We start from the raw sequence: 21,311 nt of genomic DNA, 5'->3' as shown, positions 1-21,311 counted from the left end.
CGCTCGTAGCTCAGCTGGATAGAGTACTTGGCTACGAACCAGGCGGTCGGAGGTTCGAATCCTCCCGAGCGCACCATATCTTTTCTTCAATCTTCTGTAACAAATCTCATCAAATTCTAAAAACAAACTTCCGAATAAAAAATTAAATTACTAAATTCTAATTCTTTACTTATACCAATTACATTCTTCACCATTAATCATTCCCCGCTATTTTTATTGTTTCGAATAACTATTCAAATTAAATTATTATTTATTCAATATTAATCTACCCTGATAGGTAGGTGTTTAATGGTGATTTTAATAAATACATTTAAAATTTCCTTTCAATTATAATCAATATTGTGCTATTTAAGAGCTAATGCTCTAAATTTTTTCTACAAGGTTTTAGCGGTGCTCCTGCTTTCATACAACTTGTAGCCAAAAACTAACAATAATAAACGGGTAGTTAACTTTATGAACGTATCAGAACTTCTAGCAGAAGCAGGTATTCTTATGCTTGTAGGAATGCTTGTCGTATTCATTTTTTTGTCAGTATTAATCCTTGCTATTAAGTTACTAGCCAAATTTGCAGAAGCTTATCCAGATCCAGTTACAACAACACGTAATCAAATTAAACCTACTACAGATGCTAGTAAAAATTCGCCACAGGTGATTGCAGCTATAACTGCCGCCGTAAAACAATATAAAGCGCGAAATAAATAGAGGACTAACATGAAAAAGCCATTATTACTTACTGAATTGGTGCTGCGGGATGCACACCAGTCATTACTTGCTACTCGAATGCGACTGGAAGATATGTTGCCAATCGCGAGTAAATTAGACCAAGTTGGTTATTGGTCTATGGAATCATGGGGCGGAGCAACATTCGACTCATGTATTCGTTATTTGGGGGAAGATCCTTGGGAACGGATCCGTGCCCTAAAACAAGCAATGCCAAACACCAAACAACAAATGTTATTACGTGGTCAAAATCTATTAGGTTATCGCCATTATGCAGATGACGTGGTAAGAAAGTTTGTTGAACGTGCTCATACAAATGGCGTAGATGTATTTAGAATTTTTGATGCAATGAATGACATCAGAAATTTAGAAACAGCAGTCAAGTCAGCTATTGATGTTGGCGCTCATGCTCAAGGTACAATTTCATATACTGTCAGTCCTGTTCATAACTTACAAATGTGGTTAGATATGGCTAAACGTTTAGAAGATATGGGTTGTCATTCTATCTGTATTAAAGATATGGCTGGCCTTCTAAGACCTTATGAATGTGAAGAGTTAATTACAGGATTAAAAGCGTCTGTTGATTTACCTATTGCCATGCAATGTCATGCAACTACAGGACTCTCTACAGCCACCTATCAAAAAGCAATTGATTCAGGCATAGATATGCTTGATTCAGCAATATCGTCTATGAGCATGACGTATGGACACAGTCCAACAGAAACTATGGTGGCGATAGTTGAAGGTACAGACCGAGATACGGGCTTAGATCTGGTTTTACTTGCTGAAATAGCCGCTTACTTTAGAGAAGTAAGAAAGAAATATGCGAAATTTGAAGGTAGCTTAAAAGGTGTTGATTCGCGTATTTTATTGGCCCAAGTTCCTGGTGGCATGTTAACCAACATGGAAAATCAGTTACGTGAGCAAGGTGCTGAAGATAAAATGGACGAAGTATTAAAGGAGATCCCTAAAGTTCGTAAAGATTTAGGCCAAATTCCTTTAGTAACACCAACGTCACAAATTGTTGGCACTCAAGCGGTATTAAATGTATTAACCGGTGAACGTTACAAATCAATCACTAAAGAAACCGCTGGTGTTTTAAAAGGTGAGTACGGTGCAACTGCAGCTCCTGTAGACGCTGAATTACAAGCTAGAGTATTAGATGGCGCATCAGCTATTACATGTCGTCCTGCGGATAATATTGAAGATGAGTTAGTTAAGTTAACTGATGAGTTAGATCAAATTGCAGCAGAGAAAAGCATTAAACTAGCTGATGAAAAAATTGATGATGTTTTAACTTATGCTTTATTTCCTCAAATAGGGCTTAAGTTTTTAGAAAATCGCAATAACCCTTCTGCGTTTGAACCAGTTCCAACTGGTGAAATTGAACAACCTAAACAAACAAAAGCAGGGTCTAACGACGATGCACCTGAAGCTTATAGTGTTTCTGTTGATGGCAAAGTGTATGACGTTGTTGTGGCTCCATCTGGTGAACTTGCAAGTATTGAAAAACAAGGCGCTCAAAAAGATGAAGCTCACACTCAGCACACAACTGTAAATGCAAGCGAAACGCTAAATGCGCCTTTAGCTGGAAATATTTTTAAAGTATTAGTTTCTCCAGGTAGTGTGGTTCAAGATGGTGATGTTGTGATCATTATGGAAGCCATGAAAATGGAAACTGAAATTCGCGCTGCCTCTTCAGGCACTATCGCCTCTATAAACATTAAAGAAGGCGACGCAGTTACGACTGGCGATGTCTTACTTACATTAGGGTAAACGAAATGGAAGGCTTACATACGCTTTGGGATTCAACTGCCTTAGCACACTTTGAACTAGGCCAAGTCGTTATGATGGCGGTTGGATTACTTTTACTATTTTTAGCAATAGCAAAGGGCTTTGAACCACTTTTATTATTACCTATTGGCTTTGGCGCTATTTTGGCTAACATTCCTTTAGCTGGTTTTAATGATGAAGGCGGCTTACTTTATTACATCTACCATGTAGGTATCGAAACGGGTGTGTTCCCATTATTAATATTTATGGGCGTTGGCGCGATGACCGACTTTAGTGCGCTAATCGCCAATCCTAAGATGTTGTTATTAGGGGCGGCTGCACAATTTGGTATTTTTGCGACTTTATTTGGCGCTATTTTATTAAACTTTATACCAGGTTTTGACTTTAGCTTACAGGATGCATCTGCTATTGCCATTATTGGTGGAGCTGACGGACCAACCGCAATATTTTTAGCTGGTAAACTTGCTCCTGAATTATTAGGTGCTATCGCGGTTGCAGCATATTCATACATGGCTTTGGTTCCAATCATTCAACCGCCAATAATGAAAGCATTAACAACCGTGGAAGAGCGTAAGATAAAAATGGAGCAACTTCGTGTTGTTAGTAAGAAAGAAAAAATTATCTTTCCTATTGCGGTACTTTTTTTATCGGCTATGTTTTTACCAGCCGCAGCGCCATTAGTAGGTATGTTCTGTTTAGGCAACTTGATGAAAGAATCTGGTGCTGTTGATAGATTGAGTAACACTGCACAAAATGAACTTATTAATATAGTAACTATATTTTTAGGATTAGCCGTTGGCTCAAAGCTAAGTGCTGAGAAATTTTTAACGGTCGAAACATTAGGTATTCTAGGTCTCGGCGCTGTTGCATTTAGTATTGGTACAGCTGCTGGAGTGTTAATGGCTAAATTAATGTCCAAATTCAGTAAGTCACCTATCAATCCACTGTTAGGTGCTGCAGGTGTATCTGCGGTTCCAATGGCTGCTCGAGTAGTAAACAAGGTTGGCTTAGAAGCTAACCCGCATAACTTTTTGTTAATGCATGCAATGGGTCCAAATGTAGCTGGGGTATTAGGATCAGCTGTTGCTGCAGGTATTTTATTAGCACTAGTTGGTTAGTTTTTTCTAGTAACAAAAGCGGGGTTATCTATACTAGCTAACCCCGCTATAATTTAAATATTGAGTGTGGATAAAATATCGTAATAAATCGATATTCTGGATTGTTGAATTTGTGCACGTTTGTTATACTTTCACCCCATCCTGACCATACATCCAAAAACAATAATTTTAATCGCTGAAAATTTATTCTAGTGAGGTTTTTTTAATTGTTATTTGTGATGTTTCCAAGTTTAGCAATCTAATTTTTTTAAGGTTTGTATGACAACTCGATATATATTCGTTACTGGTGGCGTTGTTTCTTCATTAGGCAAAGGCATCGCAGCAGCATCTTTGGCGGCTATTCTAGAAGCTCGCGGTTTAAATGTAACTATTCTAAAACTTGACCCGTATATTAATGTTGATCCGGGCACTATGAGCCCAATCCAACACGGTGAAGTTTTTGTTACAGAAGATGGGGCAGAAACAGATTTAGATTTAGGTCATTACGAACGCTTTATTCGTAATAAAATGTCTAAGAAAAATAACTTCACTCAAGGCCGTGTTTATCAAGACGTATTGGCCCGTGAACGTCGTGGCGACTATTTAGGTGCCACAATTCAAGTTATACCGCACATCACTAACGAAATTAAAGCGCGTGTTGTTGCTGGTGCTGAAGGCATGGACATCGCTATTGTAGAAGTTGGTGGTACTGTAGGTGATATAGAATCACTACCATTTTTAGAAGCTTTACGTCAATTAGGTACAGAAGTAGGTCGTGAAAATGCAATGTATATGCATTTAACTTTAGTGCCTTACTTAGGCACAGCAGGTGAAATAAAAACTAAGCCAACTCAACATTCAGTTAAAGAATTGCGTTCTATTGGCATTCAACCAGATATTTTAGTGTGTCGTTCAGACCGCGCTATTCCAGCAAACGAAAGAGCAAAAATTTCTTTGTTTACCAATGTTGAAGAGAAAGCGGTTATAAGCCTTAAAGACGTAAGCTCAATTTATCAAATTCCTGCCTTGTTAAAATCACAAGGTTTAGATGATTTAGTATGTCGTCGTTTTCACATTGAAGCGCCAGAAGCTGATTTAGTTGAATGGGAGCAAGTGCTCTATGCTGAATCTAATCCTACTGGTGAAGTAAATATTGGCATGGTTGGTAAATATGTTGAATTACCAGATGCTTATAAATCAGTGAATGAAGCGTTAAAACATGCAGGATTGAAAAAGCGTTTAACCGTTAATATTCATTATGTTGATGCTCAAGATGTTATGGTTAAAGGACCGGATATACTTAAAGATTTAGACGCTATACTTGTGCCTGGTGGATTTGGTGAACGTGGCACTGAAGGTAAAATGTTAGCGGCTCAATACGCACGTGAAAACAAAGTGCCTTATTTAGGTATTTGTTTAGGCATGCAATTAGCATTAATTGAATTTGCTCGTAACGTTGCGGGTTTAACCGATGCGCATTCAACTGAGTTTAATCCAGATAGCCCACACCCAGTTGTTGGTTTAATTACAGAATGGTTAGACGCAGAAGGCCAAGTTGAATCGCGTAATGCAAAATCAGACTTAGGTGGTACGATGCGTTTAGGCGCACAAAAGTGTTATCTTAAGCCTAAGTCCAAAGTTAGAGAGATTTATGGCGACAGTTGGATTGTTGAACGTCACCGTCATAGATTTGAAGTAAATAATAATTATATTGCTCAGTTAGAGAAAGCGGGCTTAGTCTTTGGTGGATTATCGGAAGATAAAAAACTAGTGGAAATGATCGAGTTACCAGACCATCCTTGGTATGTAGCCAGTCAATTCCATCCAGAGTTTACGTCAACGCCACGAGATGGGCATCCTTTGTTTGAAGGGTTTGTCGGTGCCGCTGGTGAATATGTTAAAAATAAATAACTAAATAATAAAACGCAGCCTTAAGCTGCGTTCTTTTTGAATAAGGAATGGGAATGTCTCAAATAGTTAAAGTAATTGGTCGCGAGATCATGGATTCACGCGGTAACCCAACGGTTGAAGCTGATGTATATTTAGAATCAGGTGCTTTTGGTCGTGCTGTTGCTCCATCTGGCGCATCTACAGGTTCGCGTGAAGCACTAGAATTACGTGATGGCGATAAAGCTCGTTACATGGGTAAGGGCGTATTAACAGCGGTTAGTAACATTAATGACAAGATAGCCCCGGCTGTTATTGGTAAAGATGCTCAACTACAAGTTGCTGTTGACCAAGCTATGTTAGATTTAGATGGTACAGACAACAAAGCGGTATTAGGTGCAAATGCAATATTGGCAGTTTCATTAGCAAATGCTAAAGCTGCAGCATTAGAAAATGGTATCGCATTATTTGAACACATTGCTGACTTGAACGGTACTTCTGGCGAATATTCAATGCCAGTTCCTATGATGAATATCATCAACGGTGGCGAACACGCAGATAACAACGTTGATATTCAAGAATTCATGATCCAACCTGTTTCTGCCAAATCATTCCGTGAAGCGTTACGTATGGGTGCTGAAATCTTCCACACACTTAAGAAAGTATTAAGCGAAAAAGGCCTAAACACAGCTGTTGGTGATGAAGGTGGTTTTGCTCCAAACTTAGCATCTAACGAAGAAGCATTAACCGTAATTGAATTAGCTGTTGAACGTGCTGGTTACAAGTTAAATGAAGACGTAACACTTGCGCTAGATTGTGCGGCTTCTGAGTTTTACTCTGACGGTATTTACAACATGAAAGGCGAAGGTAAAGAATTTAACTCTGCTGAATTCTGTGATTACTTAGCTGACCTAAGCAACAAATACCCAATTCTTTCAATTGAAGATGGTCTAGACGAATCTGATTGGGACGGTTGGAAATTATTAACTGACAAGATTGGCGATAAAGTACAATTAGTTGGTGATGATTTGTTTGTTACTAATACTAAGATTTTACGTGAAGGTATTGAGAAAGGTGTTGGTAATTCAATCCTAATCAAGTTTAACCAAATAGGGACGTTAACTGAAACATTAGAAGCTATTCGTATGGCGAAAGATGCTGGTTTCTCAGTTGTTATTTCTCACCGTAGTGGTGAAACTGAAGATACTACAATTGCTGATTTAGCCGTTGGTACAGCCGCTGGTCAAATTAAGACAGGTTCTTTATGTCGTTCTGACCGTGTTGCTAAATACAACCAACTACTTCGTATTGAAGAGCAAATAAGCGATGTAGCTTACCGTGGTCGTTCAGAGATCAAAGGCCAAGCGTAATTGGTTATCTATGAAAGGAGTGCTATCTGCACTCCTTTTTTGTTTTTTGGTATTTGATAAATGAACGCTATAGTTTACTAGATGACAAATCCACAAGATCAGACTTTTTTATGGCAACAAAGAACAGGACAGCAAATATTTGCTGAGCTATCTAATGCCTTATACGAAAGAGAGTTAATCCGTTTATCGCAAGATAGCGAACTTAGTGCTGAGTTATTAAAAAAACGTCTCGGCTCCATGTCTTTTTATATAAAAAAAGCAGCAGAGCATATTAGTGAATTATATACACCGCTAGACTTAGACAGCCAAAATGGTTCTTGGATCAGCGCCCAATCCGTAAAGCCCTATTCAGTAAAAGTTCAACAAGATAAAACTGAGTTATTTTATAATGAGCATGCAAAAATGGCTTTAGTTGTGCCTATTTCTGTAACTCATCATGGGATAGAGCAAGTCGTATTAGACACTATTGATGAAATAGATTTGGAAAATTCTCAATTGCATTGTAATGAACATGGTTGGTTTTACTTTAGTGGACAACAAAAAGTAGAGTCAAATATTTACCATAAGTTGTTGTTAAAACCCAATAAAGCAATTATGGCAGCGGCTTGCTGCGGTCATCAATGGCTGAATGGGCGTAGAACATCACCAAGGTTATTATCGTTACGGGAAATGTTATTAGCCAGTAGAGTTAATTGGCGACAGTTTTCTAAATTACTCACATTAAAGAAGTAGCAATAAAAAGTAACGATAAAAAAATAACCGCTAAAACCGTATCTATACCTTTCAATCTGGCTATATCCTTTGCATAATACCTATTGTATTAACTAATTAATCAGTTATAAGTGATAAGTCCGTGCGAATTGTTAATTTTATTTTAGTCGTAGTATTTTTATTAATCCAATACCGTTTCTGGTTTGGACATAATGGCCTGCAATTTTATAGTGCTAATCGTACAGAAGTAACCAAACTTAAATCTGGTAATGACGAGTTATTAAAACGTAATGAGTTGTTAGATGCTGATGTAAAAGATTTAAAAGTTGGTCTTGAAGGCATAGAAGAGAGAGCTAGAAACGAGCTAGGTATGATCAGAGAAAATGAAACCTTTTTTCGTTTGGTGCCTAGTGCTAAAGAGAAAGATTAGATGGCGTTATCCCAAACGTTTTCAGTGGTTATTCCCGCATCTGGTATTGGTAAACGCATGCAAGCCAATATGGCAAAGCAGTATTTACCGTTAATGAATAAAACCGTCCTTGAACATACCATCCATTGTTTTTTAGATATGCCGCTCGTTGATGAAGTTGTGGTCGCAATTGCAGATCACGATGAACAGTTTGCAACGCTAGAATTGGCCAACCACCCTAAAGTTCATAGCGTATTAGGTGGAAAAGAACGCGCTAATTCAGTTTTTAATGCACTGGATTATTTGCGTAATAAAGATTGTGCATGGGTGATGGTGCACGATGCCGCAAGACCATGTTTAGAACAAAAAGATATTTTGAATTTAGCCCGTGAATGCTTTACCAATAATCATGCTGGTATTTTAGCAACTCAAGTACGTGACACAATGAAACGTACTGTCAGTAATTCAAATTTAATAGATAAAACAGAAGACCGCAAAAACTTGTGGCACGCCTTAACGCCACAGTGCTCTGATGTTAAACAGCTGCACCAAGCACTGTCAGAGCAGATCTCAAGTGAGGGCGTAATTAATCCCGCTATTACAGATGAAGCATCAGCATTAGAATTAGCAGGGCTTCCCGTTGCAATAATTGCAGGCAGTGGCAAAAATATTAAAATTACTCAGCCTGAAGATCTTGAGTTAGCTGAGTATTATATAAAGAGTAAAATTAATGAGTTTTAAAATCGGTTTTGGTTACGATGTCCACAAGTTTGGTGAAGAAGGCCCTATAACATTAGCTGGCGTGAAAGTGCCTTATACCCAAGGTTTTATAGCGCACTCAGATGGTGATGTTGCAATCCACGCTTTGTGCGACGCAATACTAGGCGCACTTGCATTAGGTGATATAGGTAAACACTTTCCAGATACATCGGATCAATATGAAAATATAGATAGCCGTATATTGCTACGTCACGTAGCTAATTTGGCACAACAACATGGTTTTAAGCTCGGTAACTGTGACTTAACTATAGTGGCACAAGCTCCTAAAATGGCTCCTCATATTGAACAGATGAGAAGTGTATTAGCAGAAGATTTGCACGCAGAACTAGGCCAGGTTTCAGTGAAAGCAACGACCACTGAAAAACTTGGATTTGAAGGCCGAAAAGAAGGGATCTCTGTGCATGCAGTTGTCTTAATGGAATCACTATAATGACAGAGCAAGCATCATCAACAACAGCATCTTCAGCAGAACAAACTAAAACCCCAGCTGAATTTTTTAAAGATTGGTCTTTTGAACATTGGGCATATTTGCATGGAAAACCAAAAGCCAGTGCCAAATTTAAAACCATTCCAGAAGATTTTGTTGTAACTGAGAATTTAGGTTTTGAATTAACAGGCAGTGGCGAAAATCTATTTTTATTAATAGAGAAAACAGAACTCAATACTGGCCAAGTATGCGAATATTTAGCTAAGTTTTTTAATCGCCGTTTACGAGACATAGGTTATGCCGGATTAAAAGATAAACAGTCGGTATCTCGCCAATGGTTTTCAATACAAATGAATGTGACTCAAGATATTGATCTAACGACCCTTAGCACTGAAAACATTAAGCTAATATCTCATACTCGCCATATTAAAAAGTTAAAAATTGGTGCGTTAAAATCCAATCATTTCGATATCCTTTTAAAGGATATAACCGATGTTATCGACACTATAGGTCGTTTAGAACAAATTAAAACCCAAGGCGTCCCTAATTATTTTGGTCTGCAACGATTTGGCTTTAAAGGTAATAACCTAAACTGGGCTGACAGAATGTCGTCAGGTGAAGATATTAAGAACCGCAAAATTAAAGGCTTTGCATTATCAGCAAGCCGTTCTTATATCTTTAATGAAGTAGTTAACGAACGTTTAAAGCAGAATATCTTCACACAACCTGTAAATGGCGATGTGTTTATATTAACAGGCTCCAACTCTTACTTTAGCCAAGATGTTGACGATGAAATAATTAAACGTTTGCAAGAAAATGATATTCAAATTTCGGCTCCTTTATTTGGTAAAGGTGAATTTGCCACTAAAGGACAAGTGCTAGAGTTAGAATCAGAAATTGCTGGTCAACAAGCGAACTGGCAAAAAATGTTAGTGGATAACGGATTAAAACAAGAAAGACGAAGTATTTTATTAAAGCCGGAAGATTTAACGTGGCAAGTAAAAGGTAATGATTTACTCGTTAGTTTTGACTTACCTACAGGCTGCTTTGCAACTTCTGTTTTACGCGAATGTGTTGACTTTATTCAGGAATATTCATGAATATACTAGTCAGTAATGATGATGGTGTTTTTGCTCCAGGTTTAGAGGCCTTATATCAAGAGCTTTGTAAGTTGGGCAAAGTCACCGTTGTTGCTCCAGATAGAAACCACAGCGGAGCAAGTAGCTCACTTACATTAATTAATCCATTAAGAGTCCAGCAACATGCAAATGGATTTTATAGTGTTAATGGTACACCAACGGATTGCGTGCATTTAGCAATAAGCCAGTTAATGGATGAAACTCCAGATATTGTTGTGGCGGGAGTAAATCATGGTGCTAACTTAGGTGATGACACTTTTTATAGTGGTACCGTTGCCGCAGCTGCAGAAGGGCGTCATTTAGGGTTACCAGCGGTTGCTATGTCATTAGCAAGTCATGAAGATGCAAACTTAGTCTGTGCCGCTAAGGTAGCCAAACAGGTGGTGGAAAATTTAATAGCTCATCCAATACCATCGGATCAAATATTAAATGTAAATGTTCCAGATGTAAGCTTTGAGCAACTTCAAGGTTTTAAAGTTACCCGTTTAGGATCTCGCCATAAAGCAGAATTAATGCAAAAACAGCAAGATCCTTGGGGACGGGATATTTATTGGTATGGTAAATTAGGACAAGAACTAGATGCAACGCAAGGGACTGACTTTCATGCAATTAATAGCAATAAAGTGTCAATAACACCATTAAAAATAGATATGACTGCATTTGAAAGTATTGATAATGTATCTGATTGGGTCAAAAAATTAAAAACGAAAAGTAACTAGAATGAATCAATTTACCAAAAGTGGTGATAAGTTAGCTCAACAGCTCATATCATTAGGCATTAAAAATAAAAAAGTATTAGATGCGATATCTAGCGTACCAAGACATTTATTTGTTGATCAAATACTAGCGCATAAAGCCTATGAAAATACGGCTTTACCAATTGGGCAAGGACAAACAATTTCGCAGCCTTATATTGTGGGTAAAATGACACAAATGTTAGTTGAACATGGTGTAACCACTAATGTATTAGAAATTGGTACTGGATCTGGTTATCAAGCAGCTATTCTCGGTAGAGTGTTTGATAAAGTAAGTTCGGTAGAGCGTATACGTCAATTACAATTTAACGCTAAGCGTAAATTGCAGCAGCTTGATATTTATAACGTGCAAATGAAACATGGCGACGGTTGGCAGGGGTGGCATTCTAAAGCTCCATTTGATGCAATCATAGTAACCGCAGCACCAGACTCAATTCCTGAACAACTGAAGTTACAGTTAGCTGACGGTGGATTAATGGTATTGCCTGTAGGTGGCGAAACACAAACTTTAGTCACTGTTGAACGTAAAGGCGATGACTTTGTCGAACAACATTGGGAGTCGGTTAAATTCGTACCTCTAGTATCAGGAGATACTTTGTAATGAAAATTTTTACCACTTTATACGACGCTTGTTTACGTTGGGCTAAGCATAAATACGCTAGTGTTTATCTTGCTGTATTAACGTTCTCTGAGTCCATATTTTTCCCAATTCCGCCAGATGTTATGCTTGCACCTATGGTATTAGCTAGGCCACATAAAGCTTGGTGGTTAGCCAGTTTAACTAGCATTAGTTCAATATTAGGCGGTGTTGTTGGTTACTTATTAGGGGCATATTTATATGAACCAGTTGTATTACCATTTATAGAACTAATGGGCTATCAACTAAAATTCGCAACAATTACCCAGTATTTTGTTGATTATGGCGTATGGATCGTGTTTTTAGCAGGATTTACCCCAATCCCATTTAAAATATTCACCGTGAGTGCTGGCATGTTATCAATGGCATTTTTACCTTTTTTGTTGGCATCTGCGGTTGGCCGTTCTATGCGATTCTTTTTGGTTGCTGGGATTTTGTATTGGGGAGGTGAAAAAATGGAGCATAAACTTCGCCAATATATTGATACAATAGGCTGGATTGTTATTGGTTTAATTGTACTTTTTATTGGATATAAACAACTTAGTTAGCTTATGAAATATTATTTAGTCTTTGTCGTTATTTTTGTGCTTTTATTGTCTGGTTGTAGTACTCGGCAGTCTCCTGCACCCATTGTCCAAATAAATAATGCAATTGGTGTTTATGCTGACTCGGATAAAGGATCGCTGACTAGCTCTCAGTATGAAGTGAAGCCAGGGGAGACATTATATGCAATTGCATGGCAAGCTGGGATTGATTTTAGACGGCTCGCTAGGTTAAATAAAATACCTGAGCCATATCAGATCTTCCCTGGACAGATTATTTCCTTAGAAGCAGAAAAAATTAAAGTATTAACGGCTGCTGTCGATAAGACCGCTGTTAACTATGTAAAAACAAACAAGAAAGATAATGAAAAAAATATTGTAAAAACTGTTGCAAATAAAAAAGCAGTGAGTTACGGTAAAAAACAGCAAGGTCAAGAGCAGGTAAAAACTGTAAAAAAAGATCTTTTTCCTTCCAAGGTACGCAAGTGGCGTTATCCTAGTGAAGGTAACATAATCGAACAATACTCAACCAAGAAAAATGGTAATAAGGGTCTCGATTTTGGTGGTAAGGCGGGTGATCCAATTATTGCTGCAGCAGACGGCAAAGTGGTTTACTCTGGTAGTGCGCTTAGAGGTTACGGAAATTTAGTTATTGTTAAACACAATGACGATTATTTGAGTGCTTATGCTCATAACCGGTCTATTAATGTCAAAGAACAGGACTGGGTTAAGGCTGGGCAAGTAATTGCAGAGATGGGTGATTCTGGTACGGATTCAATTAAGTTACATTTTGAAATCCGACACCGTGGTCGTTCAGTTAATCCTCTCAAATACTTACCTAAAAAATAAGGACTCATCGTTAAACTAAGTGAACTATTAAGAGCATCTTAATAGCTCCTCAAGGAGTTTTGCCCATGAGCCAGGATATAATTGTAGAAATTACACTTGACGCTGAAGATATTGATAATGAAATCAATGAAGCTGTTGAAAAAGAAATTGTAAAAGCCTCAAAAAAGAAAACCAAATCGGCATCTTCTGTTGCTAAATCTGAAGCTATTGCTAGCGCAGAACAACCCAAAAATCTAGATGCAACTCAAATTTACTTAAGTGAAATTGGATTCTCTCCACTGCTTTCTGCAGAAGAAGAAGTATTCTTTTCGCGCAAATCATTAAAGGGCTGTGAAGCTTCTCGTAAGAGAATGATTGAAAGTAACTTACGCTTAGTGGTCAAAATAGCCCGTCGTTATAATAATCGTGGATTAGCTCTATTAGACTTAATCGAAGAAGGAAACCTAGGTTTAATTCGTGCGGTTGAGAAGTTTGATCCAGAACGTGGTTTTAGATTTTCAACTTATGCAACTTGGTGGATACGTCAAACTATAGAACGTGCCATCATGAATCAAACCCGAACCATTCGTTTGCCAATTCATGTAGTAAAAGAACTTAATGTTTATTTAAGAACGGCAAGAGAATTAGCTCAAACCTTAGATCATGAGCCAACTGCAGAAGACATAGCAGCTAAATTAGATAAGCCAGTTGAAGACGTGTCTAAGATGTTACGTCTTAATGAAAAAATTAGTTCAGTAGATACGCCAATTGGCGGTGATTCAGACAAAGTATTATTAGACATTATTGCTGACGATGTTGGTAAAAGTCCGGAAAAAAAGATCACAGACGATGATATTAGTAACAACATTGTTCATTGGTTAGAACAACTTAATCCTAAACAAAGAGAAGTGTTAGCTCGCCGTTTTGGCTTATTAGGTTATGAACCTTCTACTCTAGAAAATGTAGGTGCTGAGATTGGCCTTACTCGTGAACGAGTTCGTCAAATTCAAGTAGAAGCACTACGCAGACTAAAAGATATGGCAACACATGAAGGGCTAAGTATGGCGTCTTTATTTGCCATAGAAGCTAACTAATAAATTACCCCAACCTAACAAAACCTGCTTTTTAGCGGGTTTTTTATTGGTTGGAAAAAGCAGCTATAAGCTGTAAGAATGGCTGCGCCACAAGCTTTAAGTTGTAACAAAAGGTCAAATTATACCTAGTAATAGGCTATATAATTGGATAAAAATGCAACATGATTAAATTAATAAGATTCTATATGAGATATATCTTTGTAATATTTTTACTATTTATTTCAATGCATAGTAGTGCGAATAAAACGACCGCGTCAATATATGGATATGTACAAGATGGTAATTTCCATCCTATTTTGTCCATTAAAAAAAGTCAGATTATAGTTTTGGCTGGATCACATTCAAACGTACCAACAGCTATTGAACCCATGTTTGTAAAATCCCCCCTTGAGAGTATTAAAGTGATCAGAACTGAAACTTATAAGGATATATACAATAGAAATGAAGTTGGCTCCATGGGCAAAGTTTCTAAGGAGGAATTACCAGTTCTCTTTTACAAAAACATTGATCTCGTTGATATAGAATCAAAAGATGATGAGATACAAAGTATGAGTTTTTATAGTTTCTTCTCAAAAGATAATTGGGGTAAACATTTTATAAGCAAGGCTCAATTATCTCTATCAATAGAAGATATCGCTATGGAAACAGGGGTAAATATACACGCTATAACTGATATAGATGGAAATAACAGATATGAAGTTTGGGTTTCCTATGAATTAATGTATGGTGAGATTGGAGTTATGGTTTACCAGAAAGATGAAAGTGAAGAATGGACGTTGGTGGTAAATCATTGCTTTATGTGTGATTAAAAACAATATAGGCCTGTGAGCTTTACGTTGTGTGTCCTTAAATAAATATTTCAAATATTAGAGTCTTATAGTTTACTAACTTGAACGCTGATTAATCTTCGCTGCAAAATGCTCAAAGTATTTGGGTTCTTTTGAGTGAAAAATAGAGCCTGAACTTTTGCTTATACCTATCATGTTAACGTCAAATAATCAGCCTCAATAACAAGTTACAAAAAAGCCGATGACATGTTAAGTGTCATCGGCTTTGTTAACTAAAGTTCGCCTAGAGAAGAACAGAGTTTATTTAAATTCTTGTTCTACTTCGTCAAACAGATCTAATACTTCTTGTTCTTGTTGTGGGTTCATTATCGTCACAAGGTAAATAGCGATTGATGAACAAATAAAGCCTGGGACTATTTCATACATCCAGCTACTTAATGATTCACCACCAATTTTCACAGGTAAATAAATCCAAAACAATACAGTTACTGCACCAACAATCATACCTGCGGTAGCCGCTTGTTTAGTCATTTTCTTCCAGAAAAGACTAAAGATAATAAGTGGACCAAACGCAGCACCAAAACCTGCCCAAGCGTTACTTACTAAGCTTAATACTGAACTGTCTCTATCTAGCGCTAATATTCCAGCGATAACAGACACTAACAATACAGATAAACGACCAACCATTACCAATTCTTTATCTGACGCATCGCGCTTAACAAACGTTTTATAAAAGTCGTCAGTTAATGAACTTGATGACACAAGAAGTTGCGAACTTATGGTACTCATAATCGCAGCTAATATAGCCGCAAGTAAAAAGCCAGTTATTAAAGGGTGGAATAATACATTTGAGAAAACCAAGAAGATAGTTTCTGGGTCTATGTCACCAAGGGCAAATTTATTCACATAAGCCACACCCGTAAAGCCAACCGCAAGTGCACCAACTAAAGCAACAAACATCCAACCCATGCCAATATTACGCATTGTTGGCATGTCTTTAATTGAACGTAACGCCATAAATCTAACAATAATATGAGGCTGACCAAAGTAACCTAAACCCCAAGCCATGCTGGATAGAATTGCAATTAAACTGAGTCCTTCAAACCAATCGAAGTAAGTTGGGTTAACCGCGCTAATGATGGATGTCATTTCAGATAAACTGTCAAACTGAGTAAAGGCAATAACCGGAACCAGTATTACTGCGACAAACATAATGCAGCCTTGTACAAAGTCAGTAAGGCTTACCGCTAAGAATCCACCAAACATAGTATAGGCAACAACAACGGCTGCGGTAACAATAAGACCAACTGAATAATCTAAACCAAATGAGGTTTCAAATAATTTACCGCCAGCAACTAGGCCTGAAGAGGTATATAAAGTGAAGAAGATAATAATAACAGTGGAGGCAATTAAACGAAGGGTTAAAGTTTGGTCATTAAAACGTTTAGCAAAATAATCTGGAACAGTGAGGGCGTCTTTGGCTTTTTCTGTAAAAACTCTGAGTCTTGGGGCAACCACTAAATAGTTAACTAACGCACCAATGAACAATCCAAAAGCAATCCAACTACTGCTTAAACCGGAAACAAACATAGCGCCGGGCAGTCCCATCAATATCCAACCACTCATGTCAGAAGCACCTGCGGAAAGGGCTGCAACAGCTGGAGGTAATGAACGTCCGCCAAGCATATAACCAGATAAGTCAGAAGTAGATTTACGATAGGCGTATAAACCTATCGCTAACATAGCTATAAAATACAGGCCGAGAGTGATGTAAGTAGAATAATGCATAAAGGTCCTCGTTGTTTATTTTTTACAAGGGTATCACAGTAAAAAACAATCGTCAGGTTTGCTCGTCTACTTGATTTACTACTTTAATTTACTTTTTAACTCACTGATTAATTGCCATGCTTGTCTTGGTGATAACTCGTCTAGGTCAGTATTGTTAAGAATATCAGTAATATCGGACTGACTGGTACTAACCAATGACATTTGCTGATTTGCTGCAAGCTCAGGCACTTGTTGTGGTGCCGGTAGTGTATTTGACTCTAAGTGATGCAATTTGTTTTTAGCAAAGGCTAATACTTCGCTTGGTAAGCCGGCTAATTTAGCTACTTGAATACCAAAACTTTTACTTGCAGCGCCATCATGTACTGAATGCATAAACACAATGTCATCGCCATGTTCATGTGCATCCAAATGCACATTAACAACACCTGGTTGAGTATCGGCAAACTCAGTGAGTTCAAAGTAGTGTGTGGCAAATAAAGTAAGTGCGTTTATTTTGGTAGATAAATAATGTGCAGTAGCCCAAGCTAAACTCAAGCCGTCGTAAGTACTTGTTCCTCGGCCTATTTCATCCATCAACACTAAACTGTTTTGTGATGCGTTATGCATTATGTTTGCAGTCTCAGTCATTTCTACCATAAAAGTAGAGCGACCAGAGGCTAAATCGTCCGATGCACCAATACGAGTGAATATACGGTCAATTTCGCCAATTTGCGCAGATTCAGCCGGAACAAAACAACCAATGTTAGCCATTAACGTAATAAGTGCAATTTGGCGCATGAAAGTAGATTTACCGCCCATATTTGGACCTGTAATAACCGCTAACTTACGATCTGAATGTAAATGCACCGGATTAGCAATAAACGGTGTTTGCATAACCTGCTCAACGACAGGGTGACGACCAGCTTCAATCTTAACCACTCGCCCAGCTACTAACTCAGGTTTATGGTAATTTAGCGTTTCAGCACGTTCAGCAAAATTGGTTAATACGTCAACTTGTGCAATAGCATCTGCGGTAATTTGTAGTTCTTCAATAACATCCACTAGTTGATCCAGCACCGCTTCGTATAAACGTTTTTCTAACGCTAAGGCTTTGCTTTGGCTAGATAGCACTTTTTCTTCGTGTTTTTTTAATTCTGGAATAATGTAACGTTCGTTGTTTTTTAACGTTTGGCGTCTTACGTACTCTTCCGGCACTCGGTCAGAATAAGCTTTGCTTATGTCGATATAAAAACCGTGTACTTTGTTAAAACCAACTTTTAACGTGTTAATACCAGTGCGTTCTCTTTCTGATATTTCTAGCTTGTCGATAAAGCTAGTGGCCCCTGCACTTAATTCGCGCCATTCATCTAATTCTGCATTATAACCTTCAGCAATTACGCCACCATCACGAATAAGCACCGGAGGATTTTCGATAATTGCACTTTCTAATAAAGCTAAAATCTCAGGGTATAACTGAATTTGGTTGTTTAACGAGGCTAAACGTACCGACTTATTGTTATCAAGCTCGGCTTTTAACTCTGGCAAAACTCTAAATGCGTTACGTAAACGAGCTAAGTCGCGCGGACGGGCAGAGCGTAAAGCTAACCGAGCAACAATACGTTCAATATCGCCAATTTGCTTAAGCGGATCTTGAATTAAGGTGTCATTGCCGAGGGTTAATATGTCCTGGACTGCGTCTAATCTGGCGTTTACTTCTAATTGATTGCGTCTTGGTAAATGGATCCAACGTTTTAGTAAACGACTGCCCATTGCTGTTGAAGTTTTATCTAACACTTGCGCTAACGTATTGTCTTGGCCGCCAGAAAGATTTTGTGTGAGTTCTAAATTACGGCGAGTCGCTGAGTCTAAAATAATAGTAGAGTCGATAGACTCCAATGTAATAGAACGAATATGAGGCAGGGCAGTTCTTTGTGTGTCACGTACATACTGCATTAAACAGCCCGCTGCACAAATAGCCACTGGTGCCTTGGTAATACCAAAACCTTGTAAGTCTTTGGTTTGAAATTGCTGTATTAATACACGTTCACAGGTTTCTAAGTCGTATTCCCAAACAGGTCGACGACGTACGCCTTTAAAACCATTTAATACCTGCATTTGAGAAAAGTCTTCTGGATATAAAATTTCGGCAGGTTGTAAACGAGTTAAAGTTGCAGACAGGTCAGCAAGTTGATCAAACTGATTAATAAGAAAACGGCCACTGTTGATATCTAAATAAGCAACACCGTAAGTCTCAGCAGAAGTGGCTCTTGGTTTATTGGCAAATACCGCACAAATTAGATTGTCGAAACGCTCGTTCAGTAAATTCTCATCACTTACGGTTCCTGGCGTCACTATGCGAACCACTTTTCTATCTACTGGACCTTTACTGGTGGCAGGGTCGCCAACTTGTTCACAAATAGCTACGGACTCACCAAGTTGTACTAATTTAGCCAAATAGTTATCAACTGCATGATAAGGCACGCCAGCCATTGGAATTGGTTCGCCAGCAGATGCACCACGTTTAGTTAATGAAATATCTAACAGTTCAGACGCCCGTCTAGCATCATCATAAAATAATTCGTAAAAATCACCCATTCTGTAAAACAACAGAATATCTTTATGATCTTTCTTCATATTTAAGAACTGTTGCATCATAGGTGTGTGGCTAGCGATATTTTCTGGACTGAATAAATTTGACATTTGGCTTAATGAATTCTGTGACTAATGTTGTATATTGTCACAGATCATCACCATAGTGTCTCGTAAAAAGTATAAGGAATCTGGAAATGATTGAAATTGAATCTTTAAGTAAGCAGCTTGGAGCTGCTTTATTAGATAAAAGTTGGACAGTAACCACTGCTGAATCTTGTACTGGAGGCGGCGTTAGCCAAGCGATAACTGCGATTGCAGGCAGTTCTAGTTATTTTGACTGTGCATTCATTACCTATAGTAATAACGCAAAACAACAACTGGTTAATGTGCAAAGCGAAACATTAGAAAAATACGGTGCGGTGTCGGAGCAAACGGTTATTGAAATGGCACAAGGTGCGGTAAACGCTGCAAATGCTCAAGTGGGAATTTCAGTGAGTGGTGTTGCAGGTCCTGGTGGTGGTTCAAAAGATAAACCTGTGGGTACTGTTTGGATTGCTGTTTTTATACAGTACCTACTGGATGAAAAGATAATAAAACACAGTAAAACTCAACTTTTTTGTTTTGACGGTGATAGGAATGACGTAAGAGAGTCTACCGTGAAAGCCTCATTGAATATGGCTGTTGAGAGTATTTTGGAAATTAAATAAAAATAATAATAAATTTTTATTGATACTGTTTAATTATACAGTATACTTTATCGCATAGTTAAGTTGAAACATCATCAACAAATACAACAAGTCATGTTCGGAGACAGAAATGGACGCAAATAAAGAAAAAGCATTAGGCGCAGCACTACAACAAATTGAAAGACAATTTGGTAAAGGCTCAATTATGAAATTGGGTGACAGTAATGCTTTAGATATTGAATCTATATCTACAGGTTCATTAGGCTTAGACATAGCGTTAGGCATAGGCGGTTTACCTTGTGGACGTGTTGTTGAAATTTATGGTCCAGAATCATCAGGTAAAACAACATTAACATTACAAGTTATTGCTGAAGCTCAAAAAGCCGGTAAAACGTGTGCCTTTGTTGATGCTGAACACGCATTAGACCCAATTTATGCGTCTGCGTTAGGTGTTAACGTTGATGACTTATTAGTTTCTCAACCAGATACTGGTGAGCAAGCTTTAGAAATTACCGACATGCTAGTTCGCTCTGGTGCAGTTGATGTACTGATTGTCGACTCAGTAGCTGCATTGGTACCAAAGGCTGAAATTGAAGGCGACATGGGCGACTCGCACATGGGTCTACAAGCACGTCTTATGTCACAAGCGTTACGTAAATTAACGGGTAACATTAAACGTTCAAATACTTTATGTATCTTCATTAACCAAATTCGTATGAAAATTGGTGTTATGTTTGGTAATCCAGAAACCACAACAGGTGGTAATGCACTTAAGTTCTACGCTTCTGTTCGTTTAGATATTCGTCGTATCGGTTCTGTTAAAGAGGGCGATGAGGTTATTGGTAACGAAACCCGAGTTAAAGTTGTTAAAAACAAAGTTGCTCCTCCGTTTAAACAAACTGAATTTATCATCATGTATGGTAAAGGTATTTCTAAAGAGGGTGAGTTAATTGACCTTGGTGTTAAGCATGGCGTAGTTGATAAAGCGGGTGCTTGGTATGCTTACAACGGTGATAAAGTTGGTCAAGGTAAAGCAAACTGTATTAAATACTTAAAAGAAAATGTGGCAATAGCCGAAGAAATTGAAAAGAAACTTCGCGATATGTTGCTATTAAAAGCAACAATCAAAGAAGACGATCTTCTTCCTGAAGATGGTGAAGCATAAATAACCTTGTTTATTAAGAGTTATTAAATAGAAAGCCGCTTAAGTAAGCTGTCTCTTGATCACAAGTCAGATTCAAGAGACTTTGCTAATTCATAGCCTTCAAGGATGGTTTGTAACTTAAGC

The 21,311-nt window shown here is 38.0% G+C and carries 20 protein-coding genes; 18 read left to right on the top strand and 2 right to left on the bottom strand.

Annotated features, from left to right (window positions below):
- Positions 1-453: 453 nt before the first annotated feature.
- The 16 genes from Q0940_RS16560 (at position 454) to Q0940_RS16485 (ending at position 14,999) form a co-directional block, all read left to right on the top strand.
- Positions 454-702, top strand: coding sequence for an OadG family transporter subunit (locus Q0940_RS16560; RefSeq protein WP_299270981.1), 249 nt, complete (start codon positions 454-456; stop codon positions 700-702).
- Between the two features lie 9 nt (positions 703-711).
- Positions 712-2,496, top strand: coding sequence for a sodium-extruding oxaloacetate decarboxylase subunit alpha (gene oadA / locus Q0940_RS16555; RefSeq protein ID WP_299270979.1), 1,785 nt, complete (start codon positions 712-714; stop codon positions 2,494-2,496).
- 5 nt (positions 2,497-2,501) lie between these two features.
- A complete protein-coding gene (locus Q0940_RS16550; RefSeq protein ID WP_299270977.1) occupies positions 2,502-3,632 on the top strand; it encodes a sodium ion-translocating decarboxylase subunit beta in 1,131 nt (376 codons plus the stop codon).
- 258 nt (positions 3,633-3,890) lie between these two features.
- Positions 3,891-5,522: a CTP synthase gene (locus tag Q0940_RS16545; RefSeq protein ID WP_299270975.1), complete on the top strand. Its 1,632-nt coding sequence runs from the start codon at positions 3,891-3,893 to the stop codon at positions 5,520-5,522.
- Positions 5,523-5,575: 53 nt separating this feature from the next.
- Complete coding sequence (gene eno, locus Q0940_RS16540) at positions 5,576-6,868, top strand: phosphopyruvate hydratase (RefSeq protein WP_299270973.1); 1,293 nt, start codon at positions 5,576-5,578, stop codon at positions 6,866-6,868.
- An 81-nt stretch (positions 6,869-6,949) separates the two neighbouring features.
- Entirely contained in the window at positions 6,950-7,600 is a 651-nt protein-coding gene (locus Q0940_RS16535; protein WP_299270971.1) for a hypothetical protein, read from the top strand.
- Between the two features lie 121 nt (positions 7,601-7,721).
- Complete coding sequence (ftsB, locus tag Q0940_RS16530) at positions 7,722-8,009, top strand: cell division protein FtsB (RefSeq protein ID WP_299270969.1); 288 nt, start codon at positions 7,722-7,724, stop codon at positions 8,007-8,009.
- Positions 8,010-8,729 (top strand): 2-C-methyl-D-erythritol 4-phosphate cytidylyltransferase, encoded by a 720-nt coding sequence (ispD, locus tag Q0940_RS16525; RefSeq protein ID WP_299270967.1) that lies wholly within the window; start codon positions 8,010-8,012, stop codon positions 8,727-8,729.
- The gene (ispF, locus tag Q0940_RS16520) at positions 8,719-9,198 is read left to right on the top strand and encodes a 2-C-methyl-D-erythritol 2,4-cyclodiphosphate synthase (protein WP_299270965.1); all 480 of its coding nucleotides are present in this window, start codon (positions 8,719-8,721) and stop codon (positions 9,196-9,198) included. The genes ispD and ispF overlap by 11 nt, the downstream gene beginning before the upstream one ends.
- Positions 9,198-10,295, top strand: coding sequence for a tRNA pseudouridine(13) synthase TruD (locus tag Q0940_RS16515; protein WP_299270963.1), 1,098 nt, complete (start codon positions 9,198-9,200; stop codon positions 10,293-10,295). The genes ispF and Q0940_RS16515 overlap by 1 nt, the downstream gene beginning before the upstream one ends.
- Positions 10,292-11,053: a 5'/3'-nucleotidase SurE gene (gene surE / locus Q0940_RS16510; protein ID WP_299270962.1), complete on the top strand. Its 762-nt coding sequence runs from the start codon at positions 10,292-10,294 to the stop codon at positions 11,051-11,053. Before Q0940_RS16515 ends, surE begins: the two co-directional genes overlap by 4 nt.
- 1 nt (position 11,054) lies before the next feature.
- On the top strand, positions 11,055-11,690 hold the full coding sequence (locus Q0940_RS16505) for a protein-L-isoaspartate(D-aspartate) O-methyltransferase (protein ID WP_299270960.1): 636 nt from the start codon (positions 11,055-11,057) through the stop codon (positions 11,688-11,690).
- Complete coding sequence (locus Q0940_RS16500) at positions 11,690-12,274, top strand: YqaA family protein (RefSeq protein ID WP_299270959.1); 585 nt, start codon at positions 11,690-11,692, stop codon at positions 12,272-12,274. Before Q0940_RS16505 ends, Q0940_RS16500 begins: the two co-directional genes overlap by 1 nt.
- 3 nt (positions 12,275-12,277) lie before the next feature.
- Positions 12,278-13,117: a peptidoglycan DD-metalloendopeptidase family protein gene (locus tag Q0940_RS16495; protein WP_299270956.1), complete on the top strand. Its 840-nt coding sequence runs from the start codon at positions 12,278-12,280 to the stop codon at positions 13,115-13,117.
- A 65-nt stretch (positions 13,118-13,182) separates the two neighbouring features.
- Positions 13,183-14,190: an RNA polymerase sigma factor RpoS gene (gene rpoS / locus Q0940_RS16490; RefSeq protein ID WP_299270955.1), complete on the top strand. Its 1,008-nt coding sequence runs from the start codon at positions 13,183-13,185 to the stop codon at positions 14,188-14,190.
- 185 nt (positions 14,191-14,375) lie between these two features.
- Positions 14,376-14,999 carry a hypothetical protein gene (locus Q0940_RS16485; protein ID WP_299270954.1) on the top strand — a complete coding sequence of 208 codons (624 nt, stop codon included), beginning with the start codon at positions 14,376-14,378 and terminating at the stop codon, positions 14,997-14,999.
- 279 nt (positions 15,000-15,278) lie between these two features.
- Here the strand turns inward: Q0940_RS16485 and putP are convergent, their stop codons facing one another.
- Positions 15,279-16,766: a sodium/proline symporter PutP gene (gene putP, locus Q0940_RS16480; protein WP_299270953.1), complete on the bottom strand. Its 1,488-nt coding sequence runs from the start codon at positions 16,764-16,766 to the stop codon at positions 15,279-15,281.
- A gap of 78 nt (positions 16,767-16,844) precedes the next feature.
- On the bottom strand, positions 16,845-19,445 hold the full coding sequence (mutS, locus tag Q0940_RS16475; protein ID WP_299270951.1) for a DNA mismatch repair protein MutS: 2,601 nt from the start codon (positions 19,443-19,445) through the stop codon (positions 16,845-16,847).
- A gap of 80 nt (positions 19,446-19,525) precedes the next feature.
- On the opposite strand from mutS, the gene Q0940_RS16470 reads away from it, so the two are divergent.
- On the top strand, positions 19,526-20,044 hold the full coding sequence (locus tag Q0940_RS16470) for a CinA family protein (RefSeq protein ID WP_299270984.1): 519 nt from the start codon (positions 19,526-19,528) through the stop codon (positions 20,042-20,044).
- A 109-nt stretch (positions 20,045-20,153) separates the two neighbouring features.
- A complete protein-coding gene (recA, locus tag Q0940_RS16465; protein ID WP_299270948.1) occupies positions 20,154-21,188 on the top strand; it encodes a recombinase RecA in 1,035 nt (344 codons plus the stop codon).
- Positions 21,189-21,311 lie beyond the last annotated feature (123 nt).

The organism is uncultured Psychrosphaera sp., assembly GCF_947500655.1.
In the GTDB taxonomy this organism is placed as follows: Bacteria; Pseudomonadota; Gammaproteobacteria; order Enterobacterales; family Alteromonadaceae; genus Psychrosphaera.
Note: the sequence above shows the minus strand (reverse complement) of the source record. Positions and strands in the feature narration are given on the sequence as shown.

What these genes read in the sequence shown, in the direction of transcription:
- Q0940_RS16560 (WP_299270981.1), top strand. Translation starts at nt 454, where the DNA reads ATGAACGTATCAGAACTTCTAGCAGAAGCAGGTATTCTTATGCTTGTA.
- oadA (WP_299270979.1), top strand. Translation starts at nt 712, where the DNA reads ATGAAAAAGCCATTATTACTTACTGAATTGGTGCTGCGGGATGCACAC.
- Q0940_RS16550 (WP_299270977.1), top strand. Translation starts at nt 2,502, where the DNA reads ATGGAAGGCTTACATACGCTTTGGGATTCAACTGCCTTAGCACACTTT.
- Q0940_RS16545 (WP_299270975.1), top strand. Translation starts at nt 3,891, where the DNA reads ATGACAACTCGATATATATTCGTTACTGGTGGCGTTGTTTCTTCATTA.
- eno (WP_299270973.1), top strand. Translation starts at nt 5,576, where the DNA reads ATGTCTCAAATAGTTAAAGTAATTGGTCGCGAGATCATGGATTCACGC.
- Q0940_RS16535 (WP_299270971.1), top strand. Translation starts at nt 6,950, where the DNA reads ATGACAAATCCACAAGATCAGACTTTTTTATGGCAACAAAGAACAGGA.
- ispD (WP_299270967.1), top strand. Translation starts at nt 8,010, where the DNA reads ATGGCGTTATCCCAAACGTTTTCAGTGGTTATTCCCGCATCTGGTATT.
- ispF (WP_299270965.1), top strand. Translation starts at nt 8,719, where the DNA reads ATGAGTTTTAAAATCGGTTTTGGTTACGATGTCCACAAGTTTGGTGAA.
- Q0940_RS16515 (WP_299270963.1), top strand. Translation starts at nt 9,198, where the DNA reads ATGACAGAGCAAGCATCATCAACAACAGCATCTTCAGCAGAACAAACT.
- surE (WP_299270962.1), top strand. Translation starts at nt 10,292, where the DNA reads ATGAATATACTAGTCAGTAATGATGATGGTGTTTTTGCTCCAGGTTTA.
- Q0940_RS16505 (WP_299270960.1), top strand. Translation starts at nt 11,055, where the DNA reads ATGAATCAATTTACCAAAAGTGGTGATAAGTTAGCTCAACAGCTCATA.
- Q0940_RS16500 (WP_299270959.1), top strand. Translation starts at nt 11,690, where the DNA reads ATGAAAATTTTTACCACTTTATACGACGCTTGTTTACGTTGGGCTAAG.
- Q0940_RS16495 (WP_299270956.1), top strand. Translation starts at nt 12,278, where the DNA reads ATGAAATATTATTTAGTCTTTGTCGTTATTTTTGTGCTTTTATTGTCT.
- rpoS (WP_299270955.1), top strand. Translation starts at nt 13,183, where the DNA reads ATGAGCCAGGATATAATTGTAGAAATTACACTTGACGCTGAAGATATT.
- Q0940_RS16485 (WP_299270954.1), top strand. Translation starts at nt 14,376, where the DNA reads ATGAGATATATCTTTGTAATATTTTTACTATTTATTTCAATGCATAGT.
- putP (WP_299270953.1), bottom strand. Translation starts at nt 16,766, where the DNA reads ATGCATTATTCTACTTACATCACTCTCGGCCTGTATTTTATAGCTATG.
- mutS (WP_299270951.1), bottom strand. Translation starts at nt 19,445, where the DNA reads ATGTCAAATTTATTCAGTCCAGAAAATATCGCTAGCCACACACCTATG.
- recA (WP_299270948.1), top strand. Translation starts at nt 20,154, where the DNA reads ATGGACGCAAATAAAGAAAAAGCATTAGGCGCAGCACTACAACAAATT.